Annotated in this window: 22 protein-coding genes; 11 read left to right on the forward strand and 11 right to left on the reverse strand. The window is 72.6% G+C overall.

Going from position 1 to position 22,011, the window contains the following annotated elements:
- The first annotated feature begins 4 nt into the window (after positions 1-4).
- The gene (gene leuS / locus RB150_02565; GenBank protein ID MDQ7819422.1) at positions 5-2,485 is read left to right on the forward strand and encodes a leucine--tRNA ligase; all 2,481 of its coding nucleotides are present in this window, start codon (positions 5-7) and stop codon (positions 2,483-2,485) included.
- Between the two features lie 5 nt (positions 2,486-2,490).
- Here leuS and RB150_02570 read toward each other — a convergent pair whose 3' ends face one another.
- Genes RB150_02570 through RB150_02585 form a run of 4 tightly spaced genes read right to left on the reverse strand, consistent with a single transcriptional unit; the run spans position 2,491 to position 5,148 of the window.
- Complete coding sequence (locus tag RB150_02570; protein MDQ7819423.1) at positions 2,491-3,504, reverse strand: sigma-E factor regulatory protein RseB domain-containing protein; 1,014 nt, start codon at positions 3,502-3,504, stop codon at positions 2,491-2,493.
- The gene (locus RB150_02575) at positions 3,501-3,977 is read right to left on the reverse strand and encodes an anti-sigma factor (protein MDQ7819424.1); all 477 of its coding nucleotides are present in this window, start codon (positions 3,975-3,977) and stop codon (positions 3,501-3,503) included. Before RB150_02575 ends, RB150_02570 begins: the two co-directional genes overlap by 4 nt.
- A complete protein-coding gene (locus tag RB150_02580; protein ID MDQ7819425.1) occupies positions 3,974-4,555 on the reverse strand; it encodes a sigma-70 family RNA polymerase sigma factor in 582 nt (193 codons plus the stop codon). The genes RB150_02575 and RB150_02580 overlap by 4 nt, the downstream gene beginning before the upstream one ends.
- A gap of 59 nt (positions 4,556-4,614) precedes the next feature.
- Entirely contained in the window at positions 4,615-5,148 is a 534-nt protein-coding gene (locus tag RB150_02585; GenBank protein ID MDQ7819426.1) for a ComEA family DNA-binding protein, read from the reverse strand.
- Positions 5,149-5,291: 143 nt separating this feature from the next.
- Between RB150_02585 and RB150_02590 the strand changes: the two genes are divergently transcribed.
- Positions 5,292-5,588 carry a MazG nucleotide pyrophosphohydrolase domain-containing protein gene (locus RB150_02590; protein ID MDQ7819427.1) on the forward strand — a complete coding sequence of 99 codons (297 nt, stop codon included), beginning with the start codon at positions 5,292-5,294 and terminating at the stop codon, positions 5,586-5,588.
- A 17-nt stretch (positions 5,589-5,605) separates the two neighbouring features.
- A complete protein-coding gene (locus tag RB150_02595; protein ID MDQ7819428.1) occupies positions 5,606-6,583 on the forward strand; it encodes a dipeptidase in 978 nt (325 codons plus the stop codon).
- Positions 6,584-6,686: 103 nt separating this feature from the next.
- On the opposite strand, the gene speB is transcribed toward RB150_02595, so the two are convergent.
- From speB to RB150_02610, 3 genes are all read right to left on the reverse strand, one after another.
- Positions 6,687-7,532 (reverse strand): agmatinase, encoded by an 846-nt coding sequence (gene speB / locus RB150_02600; GenBank protein MDQ7819429.1) that lies wholly within the window; start codon positions 7,530-7,532, stop codon positions 6,687-6,689.
- A gap of 76 nt (positions 7,533-7,608) precedes the next feature.
- On the reverse strand, positions 7,609-8,433 hold the full coding sequence (speE, locus tag RB150_02605; GenBank protein MDQ7819430.1) for a polyamine aminopropyltransferase: 825 nt from the start codon (positions 8,431-8,433) through the stop codon (positions 7,609-7,611).
- A 16-nt stretch (positions 8,434-8,449) separates the two neighbouring features.
- Entirely contained in the window at positions 8,450-8,929 is a 480-nt protein-coding gene (locus RB150_02610; GenBank protein MDQ7819431.1) for an arginine decarboxylase, pyruvoyl-dependent, read from the reverse strand.
- A 131-nt stretch (positions 8,930-9,060) separates the two neighbouring features.
- Here RB150_02610 and RB150_02615 point away from each other — a divergent pair, with 131 nt between their 5' ends.
- From RB150_02615 to RB150_02625, 3 genes are all read left to right on the forward strand, one after another.
- Entirely contained in the window at positions 9,061-10,740 is a 1,680-nt protein-coding gene (locus RB150_02615; GenBank protein MDQ7819432.1) for a hypothetical protein, read from the forward strand.
- A gap of 172 nt (positions 10,741-10,912) precedes the next feature.
- Complete coding sequence (locus RB150_02620) at positions 10,913-12,187, forward strand: ABC transporter substrate-binding protein (GenBank protein ID MDQ7819433.1); 1,275 nt, start codon at positions 10,913-10,915, stop codon at positions 12,185-12,187.
- 36 nt (positions 12,188-12,223) lie between these two features.
- Positions 12,224-13,045 carry an ABC transporter ATP-binding protein gene (locus RB150_02625; GenBank protein ID MDQ7819434.1) on the forward strand — a complete coding sequence of 274 codons (822 nt, stop codon included), beginning with the start codon at positions 12,224-12,226 and terminating at the stop codon, positions 13,043-13,045.
- A gap of 54 nt (positions 13,046-13,099) precedes the next feature.
- On the opposite strand, the gene RB150_02630 is transcribed toward RB150_02625, so the two are convergent.
- From RB150_02630 to RB150_02645, 4 genes are all read right to left on the reverse strand, one after another.
- The gene (locus RB150_02630) at positions 13,100-14,089 is read right to left on the reverse strand and encodes a branched-chain amino acid ABC transporter permease (GenBank protein MDQ7819435.1); all 990 of its coding nucleotides are present in this window, start codon (positions 14,087-14,089) and stop codon (positions 13,100-13,102) included.
- 87 nt (positions 14,090-14,176) lie between these two features.
- Positions 14,177-15,058 (reverse strand): branched-chain amino acid ABC transporter permease, encoded by an 882-nt coding sequence (locus RB150_02635; protein MDQ7819436.1) that lies wholly within the window; start codon positions 15,056-15,058, stop codon positions 14,177-14,179.
- Complete coding sequence (locus RB150_02640; protein ID MDQ7819437.1) at positions 15,055-17,019, reverse strand: AMP-binding protein; 1,965 nt, start codon at positions 17,017-17,019, stop codon at positions 15,055-15,057. Before RB150_02640 ends, RB150_02635 begins: the two co-directional genes overlap by 4 nt.
- Positions 17,016-17,795, reverse strand: coding sequence for an ABC transporter ATP-binding protein (locus RB150_02645; GenBank protein ID MDQ7819438.1), 780 nt, complete (start codon positions 17,793-17,795; stop codon positions 17,016-17,018). The genes RB150_02640 and RB150_02645 overlap by 4 nt, the downstream gene beginning before the upstream one ends.
- 79 nt (positions 17,796-17,874) lie before the next feature.
- Here RB150_02645 and RB150_02650 point away from each other — a divergent pair, with 79 nt between their 5' ends.
- From RB150_02650 to RB150_02670, 5 genes are all read left to right on the forward strand, one after another.
- On the forward strand, positions 17,875-19,125 hold the full coding sequence (locus tag RB150_02650) for an AMP-binding protein (protein MDQ7819439.1): 1,251 nt from the start codon (positions 17,875-17,877) through the stop codon (positions 19,123-19,125).
- A gap of 149 nt (positions 19,126-19,274) precedes the next feature.
- Positions 19,275-19,445 (forward strand): 30S ribosomal protein S21, encoded by a 171-nt coding sequence (gene rpsU / locus RB150_02655; protein ID MDQ7819440.1) that lies wholly within the window; start codon positions 19,275-19,277, stop codon positions 19,443-19,445.
- A gap of 119 nt (positions 19,446-19,564) precedes the next feature.
- Complete coding sequence (locus RB150_02660; GenBank protein MDQ7819441.1) at positions 19,565-20,017, forward strand: GatB/YqeY domain-containing protein; 453 nt, start codon at positions 19,565-19,567, stop codon at positions 20,015-20,017.
- Positions 20,018-20,062: 45 nt separating this feature from the next.
- Positions 20,063-20,518: an NUDIX domain-containing protein gene (locus tag RB150_02665; protein ID MDQ7819442.1), complete on the forward strand. Its 456-nt coding sequence runs from the start codon at positions 20,063-20,065 to the stop codon at positions 20,516-20,518.
- Positions 20,505-21,815, forward strand: a complete 1,311-nt coding sequence (locus RB150_02670; GenBank protein ID MDQ7819443.1) for an aminotransferase class III-fold pyridoxal phosphate-dependent enzyme — start codon at positions 20,505-20,507, stop codon at positions 21,813-21,815. The genes RB150_02665 and RB150_02670 overlap by 14 nt, the downstream gene beginning before the upstream one ends.
- The last annotated feature ends 196 nt before the right edge of the window (positions 21,816-22,011 follow it).

A 22,011-nucleotide genomic window follows, 5' to 3' on the forward strand; every position in this document is an offset into this window, starting at 1 on the left:
TCCCATGGACCGCTACGACCCGACCCGCATTGAAGCCAAGTGGCAGGCCCGCTGGGAGGCCGATCGCCTGTACGAGGCGAAGGACTTCGACCCCCGCCCCAAGTTCTACTTCCTGACCATGTTCCCGTACCCGTCGGGGGACCTGCACATCGGACACTGGTACGCCATGGCGCCCAGCGACGCGGGAGCGCGCTTCCGGCGCATGCAGGGGTACAATGTGATGTTCCCCATCGGCTTCGACGCCTTCGGCCTGCCCGCCGAGAACGCCGCCATCCAGCACGGGATCCACCCCTACCGCTGGACGATGGACAACATCGCCCGCATGCGCGTCCAGCTGCGATCCATGGGCGCCATGTGGGACTGGTCCCGGGAGATCATCACCTGCGATCCGGAGTACTACCGGTGGAACCAGTGGTTCTTCCTGAAGATGTACGAGCGCGGGCTGGCCTACCGGGCCCTGGCGCCGGTGGACTGGTGTCCCCAGGACAACACCACCCTGGCCCGGGAGCAGGTGGTGGGCGAGGAGCGCGTGTGCGAGCGGTGCGGGACGCCGGTGGTCAAGAAGACCCTGGAGCAGTGGTTCCTGCGGATCACCGCCTACGCCGAAGAGCTGCTGGACTTTTCGGGGATCGACTGGCCCGAGCGGGTGCGGGTCCTGCAGGAGAACTGGATCGGCCGCAGCCGGGGCGTGGAGTTCGACCTGCCGGTACAGGGACACCCGGGAGTGTCGTTCCGGGTGTTCACCACGCGGCCCGACACGGTGTACGGCATGACCTTCGCGGTCCTGGCGCCCGAACACCCGCTGGTGGACGTGCTGACGACCCCCGATCGCCGGGCGGAGGTGGAGGCGTACAAGTACAAGGCGGCCCGGGAGTCGGACATCGAGCGGCTGTCCACCGAGCGGGAGAGGGACGGCGTCTTCATCGGGGCGTACGCCATCAACCCGATGAACGGGGAGCCGGTCCCCATCTTCATCGCCGACTACGTGCTGCTGACCTACGGCACCGGCGCCATCCAGGGGGTGCCCGCCCACGACCAGCGGGACTTCGAATTCGCCCGGCGCTACGGTCTGCCCATCCGGGTCGTGGTGGCTCCTCCCGGGTGGACCGGCGCGCCCCTGCCGGAGGCCTACCTGGACGAGGGGACGATGGTGAACTCGGGGCCGTTTGACGGCCTGCCCTCCCGGGAGGGGTGGGAGCGGATCGCCGAGTACATGGAGCAGCGGGGCATCGGCCGCCGGGCCGTGCACTACCGCCTGCACGACTGGCTGATCAGCCGGCAGCGGTACTGGGGTACGCCCATTCCCATCATCTACTGCGGTCACTGCGGGACCGTGCCGGTCCCCGAACGCGACCTGCCGGTGCTGCTGCCCATGGATGCCCAGTTCCTGCCCACGGGCGAGTCCCCCCTGAAGTACCATGAGGGGTTCCGGCGGACCCGCTGCCCCCGGTGCGGGCGGGAGGCCGAGCGGGAGACGGACACCATGGACACCTTCGTGGACTCCTCGTGGTACCAGTACCGCTACGTGAGCCCCCACTACCGGGAGGGCCCGTTCGACCCGCGGGCGGGGGCCTACTGGCTGCCCGTGGACCAGTACACCGGCGGCGTGGAGCACGCCGTCATGCACCTGCTGTACACGCGCTTTTGGACCAAGGTCATGCGCGACCTGGGGCTGGTCGCCTTCGGCGAGCCGATGCTGCGCCTGTTCAACCAGGGCGTGATCCTGGGCGAAGACGGGGAGAAGATGAGCAAGTCCCGGGGCAACGTGGTGAACCCCGACGACTTCGTGCGCGCCGTGGGCGCCGACACGGTGCGGGCGTACCTGATGTTCATCGGTCCCTGGGAGGGCGGCGGTCCCTGGAACAGCCGCGGCATCGACGGCGTGCACCGGTTCCTGCACCGGGTGTGGAACCTGGTGGTCGGCACCGAGGGGAACGCGGGGACGCGCGAACCGGGGAAGGGGGACGCGGAGCCCGGATCCCGGACTGCGGACTCGGACCTGGCGCAGCTGCGCCACTGGACCCACCGGACCATCAAGAAGGTGACCGAGGACCTGGAGGGCTTCCACTTCAACACGGCCCTGGCCGCCCTCATGGAGTTTACCAACTACCTGTACCGGGTCCGGTCCCGCCACGCGGGAACGCCCGCCTGGCGGGAGGCGATCCGCGCCCTGGTCCTGATGCTGGCCCCCATGACGCCCCACATCGCCGAAGAACTGTGGGAGCGGTTGGGCGAGCCCTACAGCGTCCACACCCAGTCCTGGCCGGCCTACGATCCCGAGCTGGCGCGGGCCGCAACCATCACCCTGGTCCTGCAGGTGGACGGGAAGGTCCGGGACCGGGTGGAGGTGCCCGCCGACCTCACCGAGGCCCAGGCCCGGGAGCTGGCCCTGAGCAACGAGAAGGTCCGCCGCTTCCTGGACGGACGGGAGGTGGCCGACGTCATCGTCGTTCCCGGCCGGCTGGTGAACGTCGTGACCCGCTGAGGACCTCAGGGCGCCAGCGCTTCCGCCACCACCGCGAGGGCGTCTGCGGGCAGGCTGCCTGCCACGGCCGCGGTGGTGGCGCCGGCCTGCCACAGGAGGACCCGGAAGTACCCCACGTCCACGATCCGCCCCATCCGGCCGGCGACCGGGTGTGGGGCGCCCACCTGCGGCACCGGCCACCGCGCCGCGGGCGCCAGGAACACGGTCAGCGCCCGCGCGCCGTCCGAATAGACGGCGGAGGCGAGGGTCAGAGCCCCCCGCCGCGCCACCGACCCGGCCCGGAACCGGTAGCCCCACGGCAACGCGGCCGGGACGGCGCGGGAGAGTCCCGCCTGGCGCGCCAGGGCGTCCGGACTGGCGACCGGGTCCCCGGACACGTACAGGGGGAGGATCCGCGCTCCGGCCGGCGGCGTGAACCGGAACAGCGCCGTGGGGACGTTCAGGCCGAAGCCGATGCGGGTGAAGAAGCTGGTGAAGACCACTTGGCCGGCAACATCGCGCTCCTCGGTGCGCAGGACGACCCCGGTGGCCTCGTCCACCCAGTACCGTCGGCTGGCTCCCCCCTCCCGGGGCTCCAGGGCCACCACGATCGCGGGCCGGCCGATGACCTCCTCCCGACCCAAGACCGCCACCAGGGACGCCCGCCGGATGTCCGCCACGGATGGCGAGAAGGCCGGGCGCGCGAAGGACGGGTTCTGGATGACCAGGTGGTGGGCGGGTTCATACTGCCAGGCCACGGCGCCGTCGTCGACCACCAGGCGTCCCGCCAGCCCGTCGGGGGAAAGGAACTCCAGCCGCAGCCGGCCCAGCCGCTTGTACGCCTCCAGCACGGTCACCGTCTCGGCCCGCGGCCCGCGCACGGCGGTCATCACCTTGGTGCCCTCGTAGTCGATCACGCCGGGGGCGGCCAGCATGGCCTCCAGTACCCGGTCCGCCGACGGGAGCGGGGAGGCCGCGGATGCGGCAGCGAGGACCGCCCCCGCCAGCGTCGCAGCCATTGCCCCGGCGATCTTCCTCATCGGCGCTCGTCCTCCCCGCGCCCCGCGCCCGCCAGAGCCGCGCTCGCATCGCTGATCAGCAGCCCCAGGTACGCCCGGTCGGCAAACGGGTCGGAGGCCGCCGCCAGCGCGTGCTCCCGCACCACCACGTCCACGCCGGCCCCGGCGGCGCGCAGGCGGTCGAGCCGACCGCGCACCGCGGGCAGGGCCAGCAGCACGATCACCGCCGCCGCGACCGCCGCCAGCGCGATGCGCGCCGTGGCGGGCCACCGGCGTCCGGCGCGGCCGCGCCGTCCCCACACCGCCGCCAGGTCCGCGGGTGCCCGGGGTTCGGGCAACCGGCGGAGGATCGCCCGCACGGCCTGCAGGCGTCGGAGCTCCTCCTGGCAGGCATCGCACCCGGCGAGGTGCTCCCGGACCTCCTGCTCGTCGTCCGGAGGAAGCTCGCGGTCCAGGTAGGCCGACAGCTGGCGGACCAGCCGGGAGTGGGTCACGGCGACGCCTCCAGGCGGTGGCGCAGGCGGTCGGCCAGGGTCCGGCGGGCGCGGTGCAGCCTGGACTTCACCGTCCCCACGGGAACCTGCAACATTCCCGCAATCTCCTCGTACGAGTACCCTTCCACATCACAGAGCACCACCACCGCCCGCAGCTCCGGGGACAGGGCCATCAGGGCCGCCTGCACGTCGGCGTCCAGCCCGCGGTCCAGCACGGCGGCCTCCGGATTGGCCCGCGGATCGGCCACCTCCCGCACCACATCCCCTCCCCCGCGGGTGGTCACGGGCGCGTCCAGGGAGTCCATCCGCACCGGCGGGCGTCGCCGCAGCATGTCGATGAAGAGGTTGGCGACGATCCGGTACAGCCACCCCTCCAGGGCGGCGGCGGGATCCACCGACCCCAGGTGCCGCCACACCCGGATCAGCGCCTCCTGGGCCAGATCGCGGGCGTCCGCCTCGTTGCCCGCCATGCGGTAGGCCAGCGCGTAGATCTTCTGGCCGTAGCGGGCCACCAGGGCCTCGAAGGCAGCGACGTCGTCCGGGGTGGTGCCGGGCGCAGGCGGCGTCGGTCGGCGCACCCTCACCTCTCCCTGCCCGCCTCTCTGTGCTTACGGGGCCGGCCGGCCCTGGGGTTCCCTCACGGGACGGTCACCAGCGGCCGCAGGCGCTCCAGCAGCCGGGGGCCGATGCCCTGTACCTGGAGCAGGTCCTCCAGGCGCTGGAACGGTCCGTGGCGGTTGCGGTACTCCACGATCCGGCGGGCCAGGATCGGGCCGATGCCCGGGAGGGTCTCCAGGCGGGCGGCGTCGGCGGTGTTGATGTTGACCGGGGCCCCCGGGCCGGTCGGGTCCAGCGACGCGCGGGGGGGAACCGTCACGCGGTCACCGTCCCGCAGCAGCCGCGCCAGGTTGAGAGCCTGGGTGTCGGCGCCCGGCAGCATTCCCCCGGCGGCCTGGACGGCATCCGCCACCCGCGAGCCCGCGGCCAGGCGGTACAGGCCCGGCCGGACGACCTCCCCGTCCACCTGCACAACCACCGCGTCCGCCGGCGCCGGCTCGATCAGGCGGACGGGCGGGGCCGGGCGGCGCACCGCCGCCAGCGCCCCGGCGGCCACCAGGGCGGCCGCCAGCGCCCCCAGCGTCACCAGCTGTTCCGGGCGGCTCCACCTCACCCGCGCGCCCCGCCCTCGCGACCGCAGCCACTATAGCACGAATCCCCGGCAGGCGGCACGCACGTCCGGGCACCGCGCGCACAGGGCCGGGGTCGCGCCGCCGCGAAATTCTGGACCGCACCCGGCAGGACGGGAGGTGAGGCGTGCAGCTGCGGGAGTTTCAACGGCGGATTGCCCTCATCTACGGCGAGCGGGACCGCCGCCGCGGTGCGGACGGGACCTTCCGCTGGCTGGTGGAGGAGGTGGGCGAACTGGCCCGCGCCCTGCGCGACGGCTCCCCCGCCTCGCTGCGGGAGGAGATCGCCGACGTGCTGGCCTGGACCACCAGCCTGGCGACGCTGTGCGGGGTGGACATCGAGCAGGCTGCCTCGCGGTACGCGGACGCCTGCCCGAAGTGCGGCCAGACGCCGTGCGCGTGCCCCGCCGAGGCGTCCCCGTAGGGGCCGCGCGGCCCGCCATGGGCGTCCGGCCTGCGCCTGATCCCCGGGTCCTCCACCGCGAGGCCGTCGTGGTGGACCTGCACAACGACTTCCTGCTGGATGCCCACAGCGGTCGGCGGGACGTCACCCGCAGGACGACGGCCGGCCATTCGGACTTTCCGCGGCTGCGGGAGGGAGGCGTGGACGTGCAGGTCTGCGCCCTGTTCGTGCATCCCCGCGACGCCGACCGCGGCTACCAGATCGTCGCGGCGCTTCTGGACACCGCCCGGAGGCTGGTGGCCGCCCGGCCGGACCTGGTCGGCATGGCCACCTCGGTCGAGCAGATCGAAGCGCTGGTCGCCGCCGGTCGGCTGGCGCTGGTCCTGGCGGTGGAGAACGCCTCCGCGCTGGGGGGAGACCCCGACCGGGTGGACGCCCTCTTCAGCCGGGGGGTGCGGATGATGAGCCTGACCTGGAACGCCAGCAACGGGCTGGCCGACGGCGCTCTGGAGTCGCGGCACGGCGGCCTGACGCCCCTGGGCCGCCGGGTCCTGGAGCGCATGCAGGCGGTGGGGATGGTGGTGGACGTCTCCCACCTCTCCGAGCGCAGCTTCTGGGACGTCCTGGAGGCGACCCGGGGGCCGGTGGTGGCGACCCACTCCAACGCCGCGGGGCTGGTTCCCCACCCGCGCAACCTCACCGACGCGCAGCTGCGGGCCATCGCGGGGCGCGGAGGCGTGATCGGCGTGAACTTCTACCCGGCCTTCACCGGCGGGGCGTCCCTGGACCGCGTGCTCGACCATCTGGAGTACCTGATCCACGTGGCGGGCCCTGACCACGTGGCCCTGGGGTCGGATTTCGACGGCTTCAGCGACGCCGTGGCCGGTCTGGAGGACGTCACCTGCCTGCCCCGGCTGACCGCCGCCCTGCTCGAGCGCGGCCACGCTCCGGAGGTGGTCCGCAACGTCCTCGGCCAGAACGCCCTGCGGGTGTTCCGCCAGGTGTGGGGACGGTAGGGAAATGGTCGAACACACCGGCTCGCCTCTCCCTGCGGGAGAGGGCTGGGGCGAGGGGGGCCTGCCAGATCTGATCCCGGATCCCCGATCCCGGATCCCGCAGTCATCGGACCTGCAACCCTGCAGGACCCCGCAGGGCCAGGATCGCCTCCCGGAGGACGGTCGCGGCCAGGACCGCCGTGCGGCCGGACGGGTCGTAGGCCGGCGAGACCTCCACCAGGTCCAGCCCCACCACCGCCAGCCCGCCCAGCCGGCGGACAAAGCGCAGCAGGTCCCGGGCCGGAATCCCCTCGGGCTCCGGATTGCCCGTGCCAGGGGCGTCGGCGGGATCGACGGCGTCGATGTCCACCGAGACATACACGGGGCGGCGAGAGAGGTCTGCCCACACCCGCGGGGGCACGTCCAGCGTCGGCCCGCTGTGGGCCAGCGCGCGCGCCAGCTCCCACTCGTCCCGCGTCCCCGCCCGCACCCCCAGCTGGACCACCGAGCCGGCGCCGACGATCTCCACGACCCGGCGCATCACCGTGGCGTGGCCCACCCGCTGTCCCTCGTAGGTGTCCCGCAGGTCGGTGTGGGCGTCCACCTGCACCACCGCCAGGTCCGGGTGGCGGCGGACCAGGGCCGAGACCACCCCCAGGGTGATCGTGTGCTCCCCTCCCAGGATGACCGGGAGGACGGCGGGGTCCAGCGATCTGATGTGCCCGGCCACCACCTCCACCATCCGCGGCGGCTCCAGCCCGTCCACCTCCACGTCTCCCGCGTCGGCGACGGCCACCTGCTCCAGGTCGGCATCCAGGATGGGGCTGTACGTCTCGATGCTCTGGGATGCCCATCGGATGGCCGCCGGGCCGGCCCGGGCGCCGGCGCGGAATGAGGCGGTGGCGTCGTAGGGCACGCCCACGATGACGGCGGCGGGCGCGGGGTGGGGGCGGGAGGCCAGGAAGGTCACGGCCCGGACGCCTTGACCCGGCGGAGATCGCGCCGCGCGCACATCCCGGCGGCGGGGCGCAGGCACTCGGCGACCATCAGTCGGTCAGGGCCGGCAGGGACAGCGCGGCGGCGTGGACGGCGGGAGAGTACAGGCGCGTGGACACCCCCGCCAGACGGCCGGCGATCACATCGGGCGGGACGGCGCGGGGGTCGGGCCGCCGGCTGCCATAGGTGAACGTCCACAGCACCCCGGGATAGGACGGGACCGGGACCCAGTAGGTGCCCACCACCGGGAACACCTCCCGCAGGTGCCGGCGGACCATGTCGGTGACAGGCCGCTGGTACAGCAGCGACCCGCTCTGGGCCACCAGGATTCCCTGGGGGGTCAGCAGGCGGGCGCAGCCGGCGTAGAACTGGGGGGAAAACAGGGCCAGCCCCGGCCCCTTGGGGTCGGGAGCGTCCACCAGAATGACGTCAAACGACCCGCCGGCCCGGGCGACGTAGTTCACCCCGTCGTCGATGACCACCTCCGCCCGCGGATCGCTGAACGCCTCCCCGCCGATGGACGGCAGGTGGCGCCGGCACATCTCGACCACCACGGCGTCGATCTCCACCAGGGTGACGTGCTCCACCGGGTGCTTGAGGACCTCTTTTAGGGTGCCCCCGTCGCCGCCCCCGATGATGAGGACCCGGCGGGGAGACGGGTGGGTGACCAGCGGGAGGTGGGCCAGCATCTCGTGGTAGGTGTGCTCGTCCCGCTCGGTGGTCTGCACGGCGTCATCCAGGATCAGCATGCGGCCGAACAGAGGGCTGGACGCGATCAGGATCCTCTGGTAGGGGGAACGCACCGCGCACAGGACGTCGGTGATCTGTACGGCTTGAGCCACGCCGGGCCCGACCAGGTCCACCAGCCACTCCATGGCGACGATCTCCGGATCACGGGGTGAGGCCGTTCGCCGACGGCCAGAACACCACCGCGGCCACGACACACCCGATGCGCTGCACCACGTGCTCGGCGGAGGCCACCCGGATGTCGTCCACCGGCAGGTCCCGGACGGCCATGGCTTCTTCCACCATGCGCCGCACCACGGCCTCGGCGTTTTCGGCGGTCCCGCTGTGCTGGAACTCCATGATGACCCCGTAGCTGTCCCGGGAAAACCCCAGTCCGACGGCGGCGGCGATGCGCTCCCCGGGCGTGTGGCTGGTGCGCCGGGCGTACACCGCCGGGGCGAGGATGCCCGGAGGAAACCGGGGGACCGGGATCACCGTCACCCCCGCCGGCAGGATGCTGGAGACCCGCAGGAAGTTCATGTTGGCGATGCCGGCGTCCATCAGCGCCCGGTCAAACGCGGTCAGCTCCGTCAGCCCTTCGCCCCGTCCGGCGACGACCGAGACGGCCTGGGGCCGGACCCACATGCAGGAGTCACCTCCTCTCGCGGCCAAGTGGGGCACAACGTTGCGGAGTATTCCATCTGCGGGCGGGCGGTCCTCCCGCGCCGGCGGGGCGCGTGCGGTGGGGCGCCGTCCGGCGTGAACGGAGCGGACGCGTGATCACCCTGCCGGTGACCCCCCGGATGCTGGTGCGCGCGTGGGCCGCCATGGCGGCGGTGGTGGTGGGTGCCGCCGCCGGGCCCGCCCGGCCCGCCGTGCCGCCGGTGCTGCCGGTCCGGATCGGCTTTGTGGCGGCCGAGGGAGCGGACTTCGCCGCCCTGCGCCGCGCCGGGGCCGGATCGGTCAAGCTGCTGGCCGACTGGTCGCAGATCGAGCCGCTGCCCGGGGCGGCCCTGTGGGACCTGCTGGACCGCGCGGTCGGCGCGGCCCGCGCCGCCGGGCTGCGGGTGGTCCTGGTCCTGACCTACACCCCGGGATGGGCGGCGCCGGCCGGCGAGCGGGCGGATCCGGCCGTCAGCAGCCGCCAGCCCCCCGGGCGGCTGGATGCGTGGGAGCGGTTCGTGACCGCCGCCGCCGCCCGCTACCGCGGCCGGGTGCGCGACTGGCAGATCTGGACCGCCCGGAGCCTGCCGGTGTTCCGGGGCACGACGCGCGAGTATCTGCAGGTGCTCCGGACGGCCCGGATCGCGCTCCGGGCCGCCGACCCCTCCAACCGCGTCGTCCTGGCCACGCCCTACGGCCTGGACCTGCCGGATCTGCGGGGAATGATGCGGGAGGCCGCCGGTGAGTTCGACGTCGTCTCCCTCCAGCCGCGCGGTATTCCTCCGGACGGCCTGCTGCGCCCTCTGGCGACGATCCGGGAGAGGATCGCGCCGGCCGGCCGCCCGCCCCTGTGGCTGGAGTGGGATCCCCTGACCGCGGGCCCGCGGTCGTCCTGGCCCGGCCAGCTGGTGATGGCGACGGCGGTGGCCGCCGCCGCGGGGGTGGACGAGGTGTTCTGGGCGGCGGAGCCCACGGCGGTGACCGGGTTCGTCCTGCAGACCCTCGCCCGCCATCTGGGAGGGCGTCCCTATGAAGGGTTCCTGGTCCGCGGTCCGGCGCTGCTGATGGTGTTCGGCGGAGACCCCCCGGTGGCGGTGGCCTGGAGCAGGGTGCCGGCGGCGGTGGCGGTCCGGGGCACATCGGTGCGGGCGCTGGGACCGACCGGCGACGAACGCCCGGCGCGACCCGCCGACGGAGGCGTGGAGGCGGACGTGGGCCCTGATCCGGTCCTGCTGGTGGGGCTGGATCCGGACGAGGTGGCCGCCGCCCGGCGCATGCGGGCTCACGGCCTGCCCCTGCCGCCGGGAGGCGAGGACTTCGGCAGCGCATCGGAGGTCAGCGCCCTGCTGGGTCGGACCAACCGGGAGCGGGGCCTGTACAACATGCCCTACCGGGGCTGGCGGGGCGAGGCCCAGCGGGTCGTCACCGTCGACGGCGTGGAGGCCCTGGCCACCGAGGCGGCGGCGGACAGGGTGTACGTGCGCTTCGACGTGGACGACTCGTTCCTGTACTTCGTGGACGGCCGCGCGGCGGTCGACATCGCGGTGGAGGTGCGCGGCGCGTCGGCCGCCCGGGCCGTGGGGTTCAACGTCTGGTACGATTCCATGAGCGGCTACCGGTTCACCCCCTGGCAGTGGGTGGACGCCTCACCCGGATGGGTGACCCACACGGTCCGCCTGCTGGACGCCGCGTTCGCCAACACCTGGGGGTTTGACTTCGCCCTCAACGCCGCCGGCAACCGCCGCGAGGACCTGGTGGTGCGGTCGGTGACGGTCCGCGCGGTGGTCCGCTAGGCCGCGCCGCATCCGCGCCCCGCGAGTCCCTCACGTATCCGCGGGCCGGTCCTCGCGCACGATGCGGGCCCCCGTGAGGGTCAGACCCCTGTCGTCGGCGGGAGGAGGGATCACCCCGCCGCCCCGAACTCCCCCATGACGTCGACGGCGCAGGCCGAGGGAGGGGATGCGCATGCAGGCGCCCGTTCGGGCGGTCGTCAGGCTGGTGGGAGCCGGGCTGACGGTGCTGGTGGTCGGAGCGTGGGCGGCCGTCGCCCAGCCCGCCGTGCCGGGCTCCATCAAGGTCGGCGCGCTTTTTGACACCACCGGACCCACCTCCGACGTGGGCGTGGACTACTCCAGGGGCGCGCTGGACCACGTCCGATACATCAACGAAGTCGAGGGCGGGATCCGGGGGAAGGTGAAGATCGACCTGGTGTGGTCGGACTACGGGTACCGCATCCCGGACGCCCTGGCCCTGTACCGGAAATACCGGGATGTGGACCGGGTCAACGCCATCGTGGGGTGGGGGACGGGCGACACCGAGGCCCTGAAGGACCAGGTGGCCGCCGATCAGATCCCGTTCATCTCCGCCAGCTACTCCTCGCACCTCAACGACCCGTCCAAGACGCCCTACAACTTCTACCCGGTGAGCAGCTACTCGGACCAGCTGCGGGCGGTCCTCAAATACGCCCGGGGGGTGGCCGACCAGGAACGCATCGCGCGGCCGCGCATCGTCTTCCTGTATCCGGACCACCCGTACGGCCGGGCGCCCATTCCCGCGGGCAAGGCCTACGCCCAGGAACTGGGGTTTGAGGTCGGCCCGGACCAGATCGTGGCCCTCACGGCCCTGGAGGCCCGCTCCCAGGTGGCGGCGGTGAAGGCGTTCGGGGCGCACTTCGCCTGGATCGGGGGGACCACCAACTCGGCCTCGGTGATCGTGCGGGACGCCCGGGCGGCCGGCCTGACCACGCGCTTTTTCGTCAACGTGTGGGGCTTTGACGAGAACATGATCAAGCTCATCGGCCGGGACGCCGAGGGGGTCCTGGCCAGCACGCCCCACGTGTACTACGGCGAACCCGCGCCGGGGATGGCCAGGATGTTCGACGTCCTGCGGAGGTTCCACAACCGCCAGCCGACCTTCACCTGGGGGACGACGCAGACGCCGTTCATCGCCTCCTACGTCCGCGGGTGGCTCAACGTCTTTCTGCTGAAGAAGGGGCTGGAGATCATCGTGGACAACTGGAACACCTACTCGCGCCTGGGCGGGTTCAGCGGGCCCTCGGTGCGGTCGGCGCTGGAAACCCTGAAGAACTGGGATCCCGAGGGTCTGGCTCCGCCCATCACCCTGGCGCGGGACGACCACCGCCCGTCCACCACCACCCGCATCGTCACCGTCCGCAACGGACGGATCACCGTGGTGCAGTCGGTGACGGTGGACCGGCGCAAGGACTGGCTGGGATTCTAGAGGATCCGGAAGCGCGGGAACGCGGGAGGCGGGTGGATGCCCTCCCGCGTTCCCGCCACCTGTATGCTCACCCTGACCAACGTCGAGGTGGTCTACTGGGGCACCATCCTGGTGCTCAAAGGGGTGTCGTTGACCGTCCCCGCCGGCCAGATCACGGCGCTGATCGGCGCCAACGGAGCCGGCAAGACCACCACCTTGAAGGCCGTCACCGGGCTCATCCGGCTGGAGCGCGGGGAGGTGACCCGGGGCAGCATCGAGTTTCTGGGCCGGCGCATCGACAACTGGCTGCCCGAGGACACGGCCCGCGAGGGGATCGTGATGGTGCGCGAGGGGCGGCGGCTGTTCGAGGAGCTGACGGCGGAGGAGAACCTGCTGGTGGGCGCCGCCCTGCGCGGGGGCGGCCTCCGCGCCGCCCGGGACCGGCTGGACCTGGTGTACGCCTACTTTCCGCGCCTGGCGGAGCGGCGCCGCGCGCGGGCCGGCTACCTGTCGGGTGGGGAGCAGCAGATGCTGGCCATCGGCTGCGCCCTGATGTCCCGTCCCCGGCTCCTGCTGCTGGACGAGCCCAGCCTGGGGCTGGCCCCGCGCGTGGCCCGGGAGATCTTCGACCTCATCCGCCGGCTCAACGCCGACGAGGGCGTGACCATCTTCCTGGTGGAGCAGAACGCCCGGATGGCCCTGGAGCTGGCGTCCTATGGCTACGTGATGGAGAACGGCCGGATCGTCCTGGACGGCCCCACGCACAAACTGCGGGAGGACGCCGACGTCGAGGAGTTCTACCTGGGCGTCCGGGGCGACCAGCGGCGGCTGTTCAGCGAGGTCAAGAGCTACAAGCGCGCCCGCCGCTGGCTGGCCTGATGCGGGATCCGGGATCCGAGATCGGTTCCTGATCCCGGATCTCAGATCACGCCCCTAGTAGGCGAAGGGCCACAGGTCCACCTTGCGCTTGAGCTTGCGCAGCAGCATCGCCAGGCCTCCGGGCTCCCAGATCAGCAGGGCGATCAGGACCGTCCCGAACAGCACCTCCCGCAGCGGGATGACCACCTTCGCAAACGCGGGCACCACCGCCGTCAGGGCGGGGGTGGCGATCTTCAGCCCCTGGGACAGGGCCACCACGAACGCGGCCCCCAGGTGGGCGCCCCAGATGCTGGTCAGGCCTCCGATGACCACCATGGCCACGTAGTCGATGGACGCGCCGACGGTGAACTGCTCGGTGGTGATCAGCCGCTGGTAGTGGGCCCACAGGCTGCCGGCCAGCCCGGCGTAGGCGGCGGCCAGACCGAAGGCCAGGGCCTTGTAATGCAGCAGGGGGATCCCCAGGACCTGGGCCGCGTAGTCCCGGTCCCGGATCGCCATCCACACCAGCCCGACGCGGCTGCGGGCCAGGTTGGCCAGCGCCGCCCCGGCCAGCAGCCACACGCAAAGCAGCAGGTAGTAGAACTGGACCTCGGTGCGCACCACCCACCGCCCCACGCCCAGGGGCGGGACCGACAGCGCGCCCACCCCTCCGGTGGCGTGGATGAGGGCGTACTCGGTCAGGAACTGGAACGCCAGGGTGGCAATGGCCAGGTACAGGCCCTTGATGCGCAGCGACGGCAGGCCGACCACCATGCCGCCGGCGCAGGTCAGGGCCGTCGCCCCCACCATCGCCAGGGGCACGGGCAGTCCGGCGCGGGCCAGCGCCGCGGACCCGTAGGCGCCCAGCGCCATGAACGCCGCGTGGCCCAGGGAAATCTGGCCGGTGAGTCCGGTCAGCAGCGTGAGCCCGCAGGCCCCGATGGCGAAGATGCCGATGGTGTTCAGCAGGAAGATGAACCGCCCCAGCCACACGGGCGCCAGGACCAGGGCGGCCACCAGCAGGACCATGCCCGCCCGGTAGCCAGGGCGATCCAGGATCGCCATGTCCTGGGCGTAGGTGGTGACAAAGGTGCCCGAGGGCCGGATGCTCTTCGCCCCCTCGTCGGGATGGTCCGGCCCCGCGGATCCACCCTACAGGCGCTCGATGTGCTCCGTTCCGAACAACCCGTAGGGCCGGACCAGCAGGACCAGCAGGATGACCACAAAGGGCGTGATGTCCTTGAACCCGTAGATCACGTGGGCGTCGATGTAGCCGCCCACCACCGTTTCCACCACCCCGATGGCCAGCCCCCCCACGATCGCCCCGGGAATGCTGTCCAGCCCGCCCAGGATGACCGCGGCCAGGGCCTTGAGCCCCACGTGGGCCAGGGCGAAGTTCACCCCCAGCCACAGGCCCAGCAGGATCCCGCCCACCGCCCCGGCGGTGGCCGCAAACGCCCAGGCGTAGGCAAAGACCCGCCGCAGGCTCACCCCCAGGGTGCTGGCGGTCAGCTGCTCGTTGGCGGCGGCGCGCATGGAGATCCCCACCAGGGTGTACCGGAAGAACAGCCAGAACGCTCCCAGCAGGACGGCGGCCGTGGCGGCGCTGTAGACCCCCACGGCCTGCAGGGGGATCCCCGCCACCCGCACCACCCCCGCCGGCAGGACCGGGGGAAAGTTGCGCGTGCTGCCGCCCCAGATCCCCACCATCGCTCCCCGCACGATGTAGCCCAGGGCCAGGGTCACGATCACCACCGACAGCAGCGGCTGGCCGAACAGCGGCCGCATGATGGCCCGCTCCACGGCGAACCCCAGCGCCGCCGCGGCCAGCAGCGTGACCGTCACGGCCAGGGGGAAGGGGAGGACCTGGGCCAGGGCGATGGCCAGATAGCCCCCGAACAGGACCAGCTCCCCGTGGGCCAGGTTGAGGATCCTGGTGGATTTGTACAGGAGCGCGAAGCCCAGGGCGATCAGCGCGTAGATGCTGCCCACCGCCACCCCGTTGAGCAGGCCGCTCGCCGCAAACTCGATCACGGCGCGTCCGGGACCTCCCGGATCTGGAGGGTGGTCGATACCTGGCGGGTGGTGCCGTCCTCGTAGCGCACCAGGAAGGTGGCGTCGAAAGCGGGCCGGCCCTCGCCCAGGGCGGCGATCAGGTCGCGGTAGCGCTCGGCGATGAACCGGCGTCGCAGCTTGCGGGTGCGGGTCAGCTCGTCGTCGTCGGGGTGGAACTCCTTGTACAGCGAGACGAACCGCCGCACCCGCCAGGCGGGCTGCAGGCGGCTGTTGACGTCCCGCACGATGCCCTCCAGCAGGTCCAGGACCTGGGGCTTCTGGGAGAGGTCCGCGTAGGACGTGTAGGCGATCCCCCGGTCCTCGGCCCACTTGCCCACGCTGCGCATCTCGATGGTCACGATGGCCGACAGGGTGGACCCGTCGGGGCCGCAGACCACCATCGCCTCCTGGATGTAGGGCGTGAACTTCAGCATGGCCTCGATGACCCACGGGCTCACCCGGGAGCCGTCGGCCAGCGTGATCACGTCCGACATCCGGTCGAACATGATCACGTCCCCGCTGGGGTCCAGGGTGCCGTAGTCGCCCGAATGCAGCCACCCGTCCCGCAGGGCCCGGGCGGTGGCCTCGGGGTTCTTGTAGTATCCCGCGAAGACGCTGGGGCTGCGGCTGATGATCTCCCCCTCCGGCGTCAGCCGCACCTCGGTGTGGGCGATGGGATAGCCCATGGTCCAGAAGCGCACCTGCCCGTCCCGGTGGACGCAGGAGATGCCGGCGATCTCGGTCTGCCCGTAGATCTGCTTGAGGTTGACCCCCAGGGCGTGGAAGAAGGCGAAGTAGTCCGGCCCCAGGGGCGACCCGCCGTTCCACGCCACCCGGATCCGGGCAAACCCGATCTTGTCGAGCAGGGGGCGGTACACCAGCCAGCGGGCCGGGACCCGCAGCGTCCGTACCCACCAGGGGACCGGCTGTCCCCGGGACCGCAGGTGCACCACCCGCAGGCCGAGGTCCAGGGCCCAGTCGTAGACCCGCCGCCGCAGCCAGCCGGCGTCCAGGATCCGCACCGTCACGGCGGTGTGGAGGCCCTCGTAGATCCGCGCCGGGGCGAAGGTGAAATGCGGCGCGATCTCCCGGAAGTCCCGCTGGGCGGTGTCGGGCTCTTCGGGGAAGTTGACGGTGAACCCCACCAGCAGGTGCAGGGTGGTGGACAGCATCTGCTCCCCGATCCAGGCGAAGGGCAGGTAGGAGACGAACTCGTCCCCCGCGCCGATGTGGGGCTCCACCGCGTGGAAGTTCATCCCCTGGGCGATGAGGTTGCGGTAGGTGAGCATGGCCAGCTTGGGCAGGGCAGTGGTCCCCGACGTCTGGCAGAAGATGGCCACGTCGTCGGCCCGCCCCGCGTCCACCAGCCGGTCGAACAGCTCCGGCTCGCGGGCGTCCAGCTCCCGGCCCAGGCGCTCCACGTCGGCGACGCCGATCAACCGGGGGTGGCGGTAGCGCCACATCCCCCGCCAGTCCTCCACGATGATCCGCTCGATCCCGGGCAGCTGGGCCTCCGCGGCCAGGATCTTGTCCACCTGCTCCTGGTCTTCGCAGAAGACGAATCGGGCGTCGGCGAACGCCAGCAGCTGGGCCAGCTGGTCCGCCAGGCTGTCCTGGTACATGCCGTAGGTGATAGCCCCCGCGCTCTGGGCGCCCAGGGCGGCGAAGAACAGCTCCGGCCGGTTGTCCCCGATCAGCGCGAGGACCTCGCCCCGCCGGAGCCCGAGCGCCACCAGCCCCAGGCCGACGGCCCGGGCGCGGTCGTAGTACTCCCGCCAGGAGATGGGCCGCCAGATACCCCGGTCCTTCTCCCGGAAGGCCGCCCGGTCGCCGAACCGGCGGGCGTTGCGGCGCAGCAATTTGGGGAAGGTGTCGGCGGCGGGGTCCAGGGGGAACTCCACCGCCGGCTGCGGGCGCTCGGCCACCCGGGCCGCGCTCACGACGCCCCCTCCCCCAGGTACGCGCGGACCACGTCCGGGTGCCGCTGCACGTCGGCGGGCCGGCCCGAGGCGATGACCCGCCCGTAATCCATCGCCACGACCCGGTCGCACAGGTCCATCACCACGCCCATGTCGTGCTCGATGAGGACGATGGGCAGTCCCCGGACCTCCTTCAGCTCCAGCAGGTAGCGGGCCATGTCCACCTTCTCGTCCAGGCTCATCCCCGCCATGGGTTCGTCCAGGATCAGGACCTGCGGGTCCAGGGCCAGGGCCCGCCCCAGTTCCACCTTCTTCTGGATTCCGTAGGGGAGGTCGGCCACCGGATGGTGGCGCACCGCCTCGATCTCCAGGAAGTCGATGATCTCCTCCACCACCGCCCGGTGGGCCACGTGCTCCCGCCGCGCGGGCCCCACGTACACCGCGCAGGCCAGGACGCCGGCGGTCATGCGGATGGCCCGCCCGGTCATGATGTTGTCCAGGACCGTCATCCCCGGATACAGGGCGATGTTCTGAAACGTCCGCCCGATGCCCAGCGCGGCCCGGGCGTGCGGGGGCAGGTCGGTGATGTCGCGGCCGCAGAAGGTGATCCGTCCGCGCTGGGGGCGATAGAAGCCGTTGATGCAGTTGAGAACGCTGGTCTTGCCGGCGCCGTTGGGACCGATGATACCCAGGATCTCCCCCGGGCCCAGGCCGAACGTCACCCCGTCCACCGCCTGGACCCCCCGGAAGCTCAGGTGCAGGTCTGTGACCTGGAGGATGGGCTCCCCGCCGCCCATTGCCGTCTATTTACGGGCTTCCGGGACGGCCCTCCTCCACCAGGAAGCCGCCGGGCGGAGAGAAAAGAGGAACGTCCAGATGAGACCGATCCAGCCCGACGTCTACGACCCCGCCGAGACCCAGCCGCCCGAGCAGCGCCGGGCGGCCCAGGAACAGGCCCTGCGCCGGATCCTCCGGCAGGCCGCCGCCCACGCCCCGGCGGTGCGCGCGGCGCTGCAGGCGGCCGGGTGCGACCCCGACACCATCACCCTCGAGGACCTGGGCCGGCTGCCGGTCCTGCCCAAGGAGGGTCTGCCCGCCCGGCAGGCAACCAGCCCGCCGTTCGGCGGATGGCTGGGGGCGCCTCCCGAGCAGGTCCGCCGGATCTTCGCCTCCCCGGGGCCCATCTACGAGCCCGAAGGACACCGCCCCGACTACTGGGGGTTCGCGCCGGCGCTGTACGCCGGGGGGTTCCGCCGCGGGGACGTGGTGGTGAACACCTTCTCGTATCACCTCACGCCGGCGGGGGCGATGTTCGACGGGGCGCTCCTGAGCCTGGGCTGCATCGTCGTTCCCACCGGCGTCGGACACCTGGACATCCAGGTCCGCACCCTCCAGGACCTGCGGGCGGCGGGATTCATCGGCACCCCCAGCTTCCTGGCGGCCGTCCTGGAGCACCTGGAGCAGTCCGGAGGACGGTCGCCGCTGCGGCGGGCATTTGTCTCCGGCGAGCCGCTGCCCGAGTCGCTGCGCGCCACCCTCGAGTCCCGCCACGGCCTGCGGATCAGCCAGGGCTATGCCATCGCCGACCTGGGGCTGGTGGCCTACGAATGCGACCGGCGCGCCGGGCTGCACCTGGCGGACCGGGTGGTGGTGGAACTCGTCGACCCGTCCACCGGCACCGCCGTGGCGGACGGGGAGGCGGGGGAGGTGGTGGTGACCTTTCTGGAGCCCCTGTACCCGCTGCTGCGGCTGGGCACGGGAGACCTGGCGCGCCTGGCGCCGGGGGGCTGTCCCTGCGGGCGCACCGCCGCGCGGCTGGAGCGCATCCTGGGCCGGGTGGGCGAGGCGGTGAAGGTGCGCGGGATCTTCCTGCACCCCCGCGAGCTGGAGGCGGCGGTGCGCCGCCATCCCCAGATCGGCCGCTACCAGGCGGTGGTCTCCCGCCGCGACCACCAGGATGAGCTGACGGTGCGGGTGGAGGCCGAAGGCGCGGCGGCCGATCTGGCCGCGGCCGTGGCCCGCAGCATCTACGAGGTCACGCGGCTGCGGGCGGCGGTGGAGGTGGTCTCCCCGGGCACCCTGGGACCGGACGACGCGCGGATCCTGGACCGTCGCCGGTGGGACTGAGAGGGCGGCCTTTGAAGCCGCGCGTGCGTCCGTAGTATAATGGCCCAGTGTCTAGCATCGTGCCGTACGGCCGGCGGTGGGCCGGGGCGCCGCCAGGCCGACGCCACCCGGGAGGAACCGCGGCGGGCGGCGCGGAGGAGGTGGGGGAGATGACCGAGGTTCGCGTCGGCAAGGACGAGACTCTGGACAGCGCCCTGCGCAGGTTCAAGCGGCAGGTGAAGCGCTCGGGCATCCTCACCGACGCCCGCCGGCACGAGCACTACGAGTCGCCCAGCGCCAAGCGGCGGCGCAAGATGGCACGCCGGCGCCGGAGGGGGTAGGCCGTCCCGGCGGCCGGGCAGGGGAGGAAGATCTCTCGGCCGGTGTCGGGCCCGGGGCGGGATGAGGGTGCGGAGGGGGACGCGGTCCCCCTCCGCGCGTACGCGCGGGCAGAATCGCGATGAGCCTCGCCGAGCGGCTGACGGCCGACCTCCATCAGGCCATGCGGGCCGGAGACACCCTGCGGGTGTCCACCATCCGGCTGGCCCGGGCGGCGGTCCGCAACGCGGAGATCGAACGGGGTCACACCCTGTCCGACGACGAGGTGATCGAGGTCCTGACCCGGGAGATGAAGCGGCGGCGGGAGGCCATCGAGGCCTACACCCGCGCCGGCCGGGATGACCTCGCCCGCAAGGAGTCTCTGGAGCTGGCCATCCTGGCCGAGTACGTGCCCCCGCCTCTGTCTGCGGAGGAGTTGCAGCGCATCGTGGCCGAGGCCATCGAGCGCGTCGGCGCCCGCGACGCGCGGGACGTGGGCCGCGTGATGGCCGCGGTGATGCCCCAGGTGCGGGGGCGCGCCGACGGCGCCGCCGTGGCCGAGCTGGTGCGCCAGGCCCTCGGCCAGCCGCGGTGACTGCCGCCGCCGATCCGGACGCCGATGCCGCCATCGCGGGGTCGCGTGCGTAAGCCCGTCCGACAGGCCCGCAGCGCCGGCGGGGTGGTTTTCCGCCGGCGGGACGGCCGGCACGAGATCCTCCTGCTGCGCCACACCAGCGGCCGGTGGATGCTGCCCAAAGGAACCATCGAAGAGGGGGAAACGCCCGAAGAGGTGGCCCTGCGGGAGGTGCGGGAGGAGGCCGGCCTGTCGCGGCTGCGGGTGGTGGCGGACCTGGGCGAGGAGCGCTACTCGTTCTACTGGCGGGCGGACCGCACGTACTACGACAAGACCGTCCGGTACTTCCTGCTGGAGTTTCTGGGGGGCGAGGAGCCCCGCCCGCAGGCCGAGGAAGGGTTCGTGGCCTGCGAGTGGGTCTCCCCCGACGAGGCCCTGACCCGCATCGCGTACAAGGAGACCCGGGAGGTGGTGCGCCGCGCGCGGGACTACCTGGAGGGAGGATCCGATGCGCCCCGATGAGGCCGACCGCCTGGTCCAGCAGACTCTGGACAAGTACGCCCGCTACGTGAATCCCGGCCTGGCCCGCCTGTACCGGTTTGCCAACGTCCTGACCCTGGAGTGGGAGGCCAGCGGCGCCGTGATCCGGGACGTCTACGGGCGGGAGTACATCGACTGCTCGGGCGGCCCGGCGGTGTTCGCCGTGGGCCATCGGCATCCGGCGGTGGTGGCGGCCGTGCGGGAGCAGCTGGACCGGATGCCCATGTCCGTGCGGGCCATGCCCCGCCGGCTGGAGGCCGACCTGGCCGAGGCACTGGCCGAGATCACCCCCGGCGACCTGCAGTACACCTTCTTCGTGAACAGCGGGGCCGAAGCGGTGGAGGGTGCCCTGAAGCTGGCGCGGCTGGCCACCGGGCGGACGGAGTTCGTCGCCGCCGAGGGGGCCTTCCACGGCAAGACCCTGGGCGCGCTGTCGGTGTCCGGGCGGGACGTCTACCGGGCGCCGTTCCAGCCGCTGCTGCCCGGGGTCACCCACGTGCCCTTCGGCGACCTGGACGCCCTGGCCCGCGCGGTGACCGAGCGGACCGCTGCCGTCATCCTCGAACCCATCCAGGGCGAGAACGGGGTGATCGTCCCTCCCGACGACTACCTGCGGGGGGCCCGGCAGATCTGCGACCGCGCCGGGGCGCTGCTGATCCTCGACGAGGTCCAGACCGGCCTGGGGCGCACGGGGGCGATGTTCGCCTGCCAGCACTGGGGTGTGGTCCCCGACATTCTCACCCTGGCCAAAGCCCTGGGCGGCGGCGTGATGCCCATCGGCGCGTTCACCGCCCGCCCCCACCTGTGGGCCGCCCTGGAACGCAACCCCTACCTGCACTCCTCGACCTTCGGGGGCAACCCCCTGGCGTGCGCCGCGGCCCTGGCCACGCTGCGCGTCCTGCGGGAGGAGAACCTGCCCGCGCGCGCGGCCGCCCTGGGGGAGCACCTGATGGCGCGTCTGCGGGACCTGGCCGCCCGCCACCCGGGCATGGTCCGCCAGGTCCGCGGCAAGGGGCTGCTGGTGGGGGTGGAGTTCACCGATCCCGACCTGGTCCTGCTGGTGACCGCCGAGGCGCTGCAGCGCGGGGTGATCGTGTTCTACAGCCTCAACAACCCTTCCACCTTCCGCATCGCTCCGCCGCTGGTGATCGCGCCCGAGCAGCTGGACCGCGCGGTGGGGGCGCTGGAGGACGCCGTGGCGGCGGTGGAAGCCCTGCTGGCCGACGCGGTCGGGGAGCTGCGGGAACGCGGAAGCGCCGGGGCGCACACAGGCGGCTGAACCGCAGGCGCGGCCGGCCGCGGGCCCGGGAGCGGCCCCGGCGTCCGGCGTGGACCTGGACAGGAGCGCCCCGCGTCCTGGTACACTAGGTGTGCAGACATCTGCACCCGCGAGGACGGGACTCGCCACCCCTGAGCGGGACGGCGCCGCCGTTACCGGCATCCGAGCGCCCCGGCCCCCGGGCCGGGGAAGAAGG

Source organism: Armatimonadota bacterium (genome assembly GCA_031081675.1).
In the GTDB taxonomy this organism is placed as follows: Bacteria; Sysuimicrobiota; Sysuimicrobiia; order Sysuimicrobiales; family Kaftiobacteriaceae; genus Calidihabitans; species Calidihabitans tengchongensis.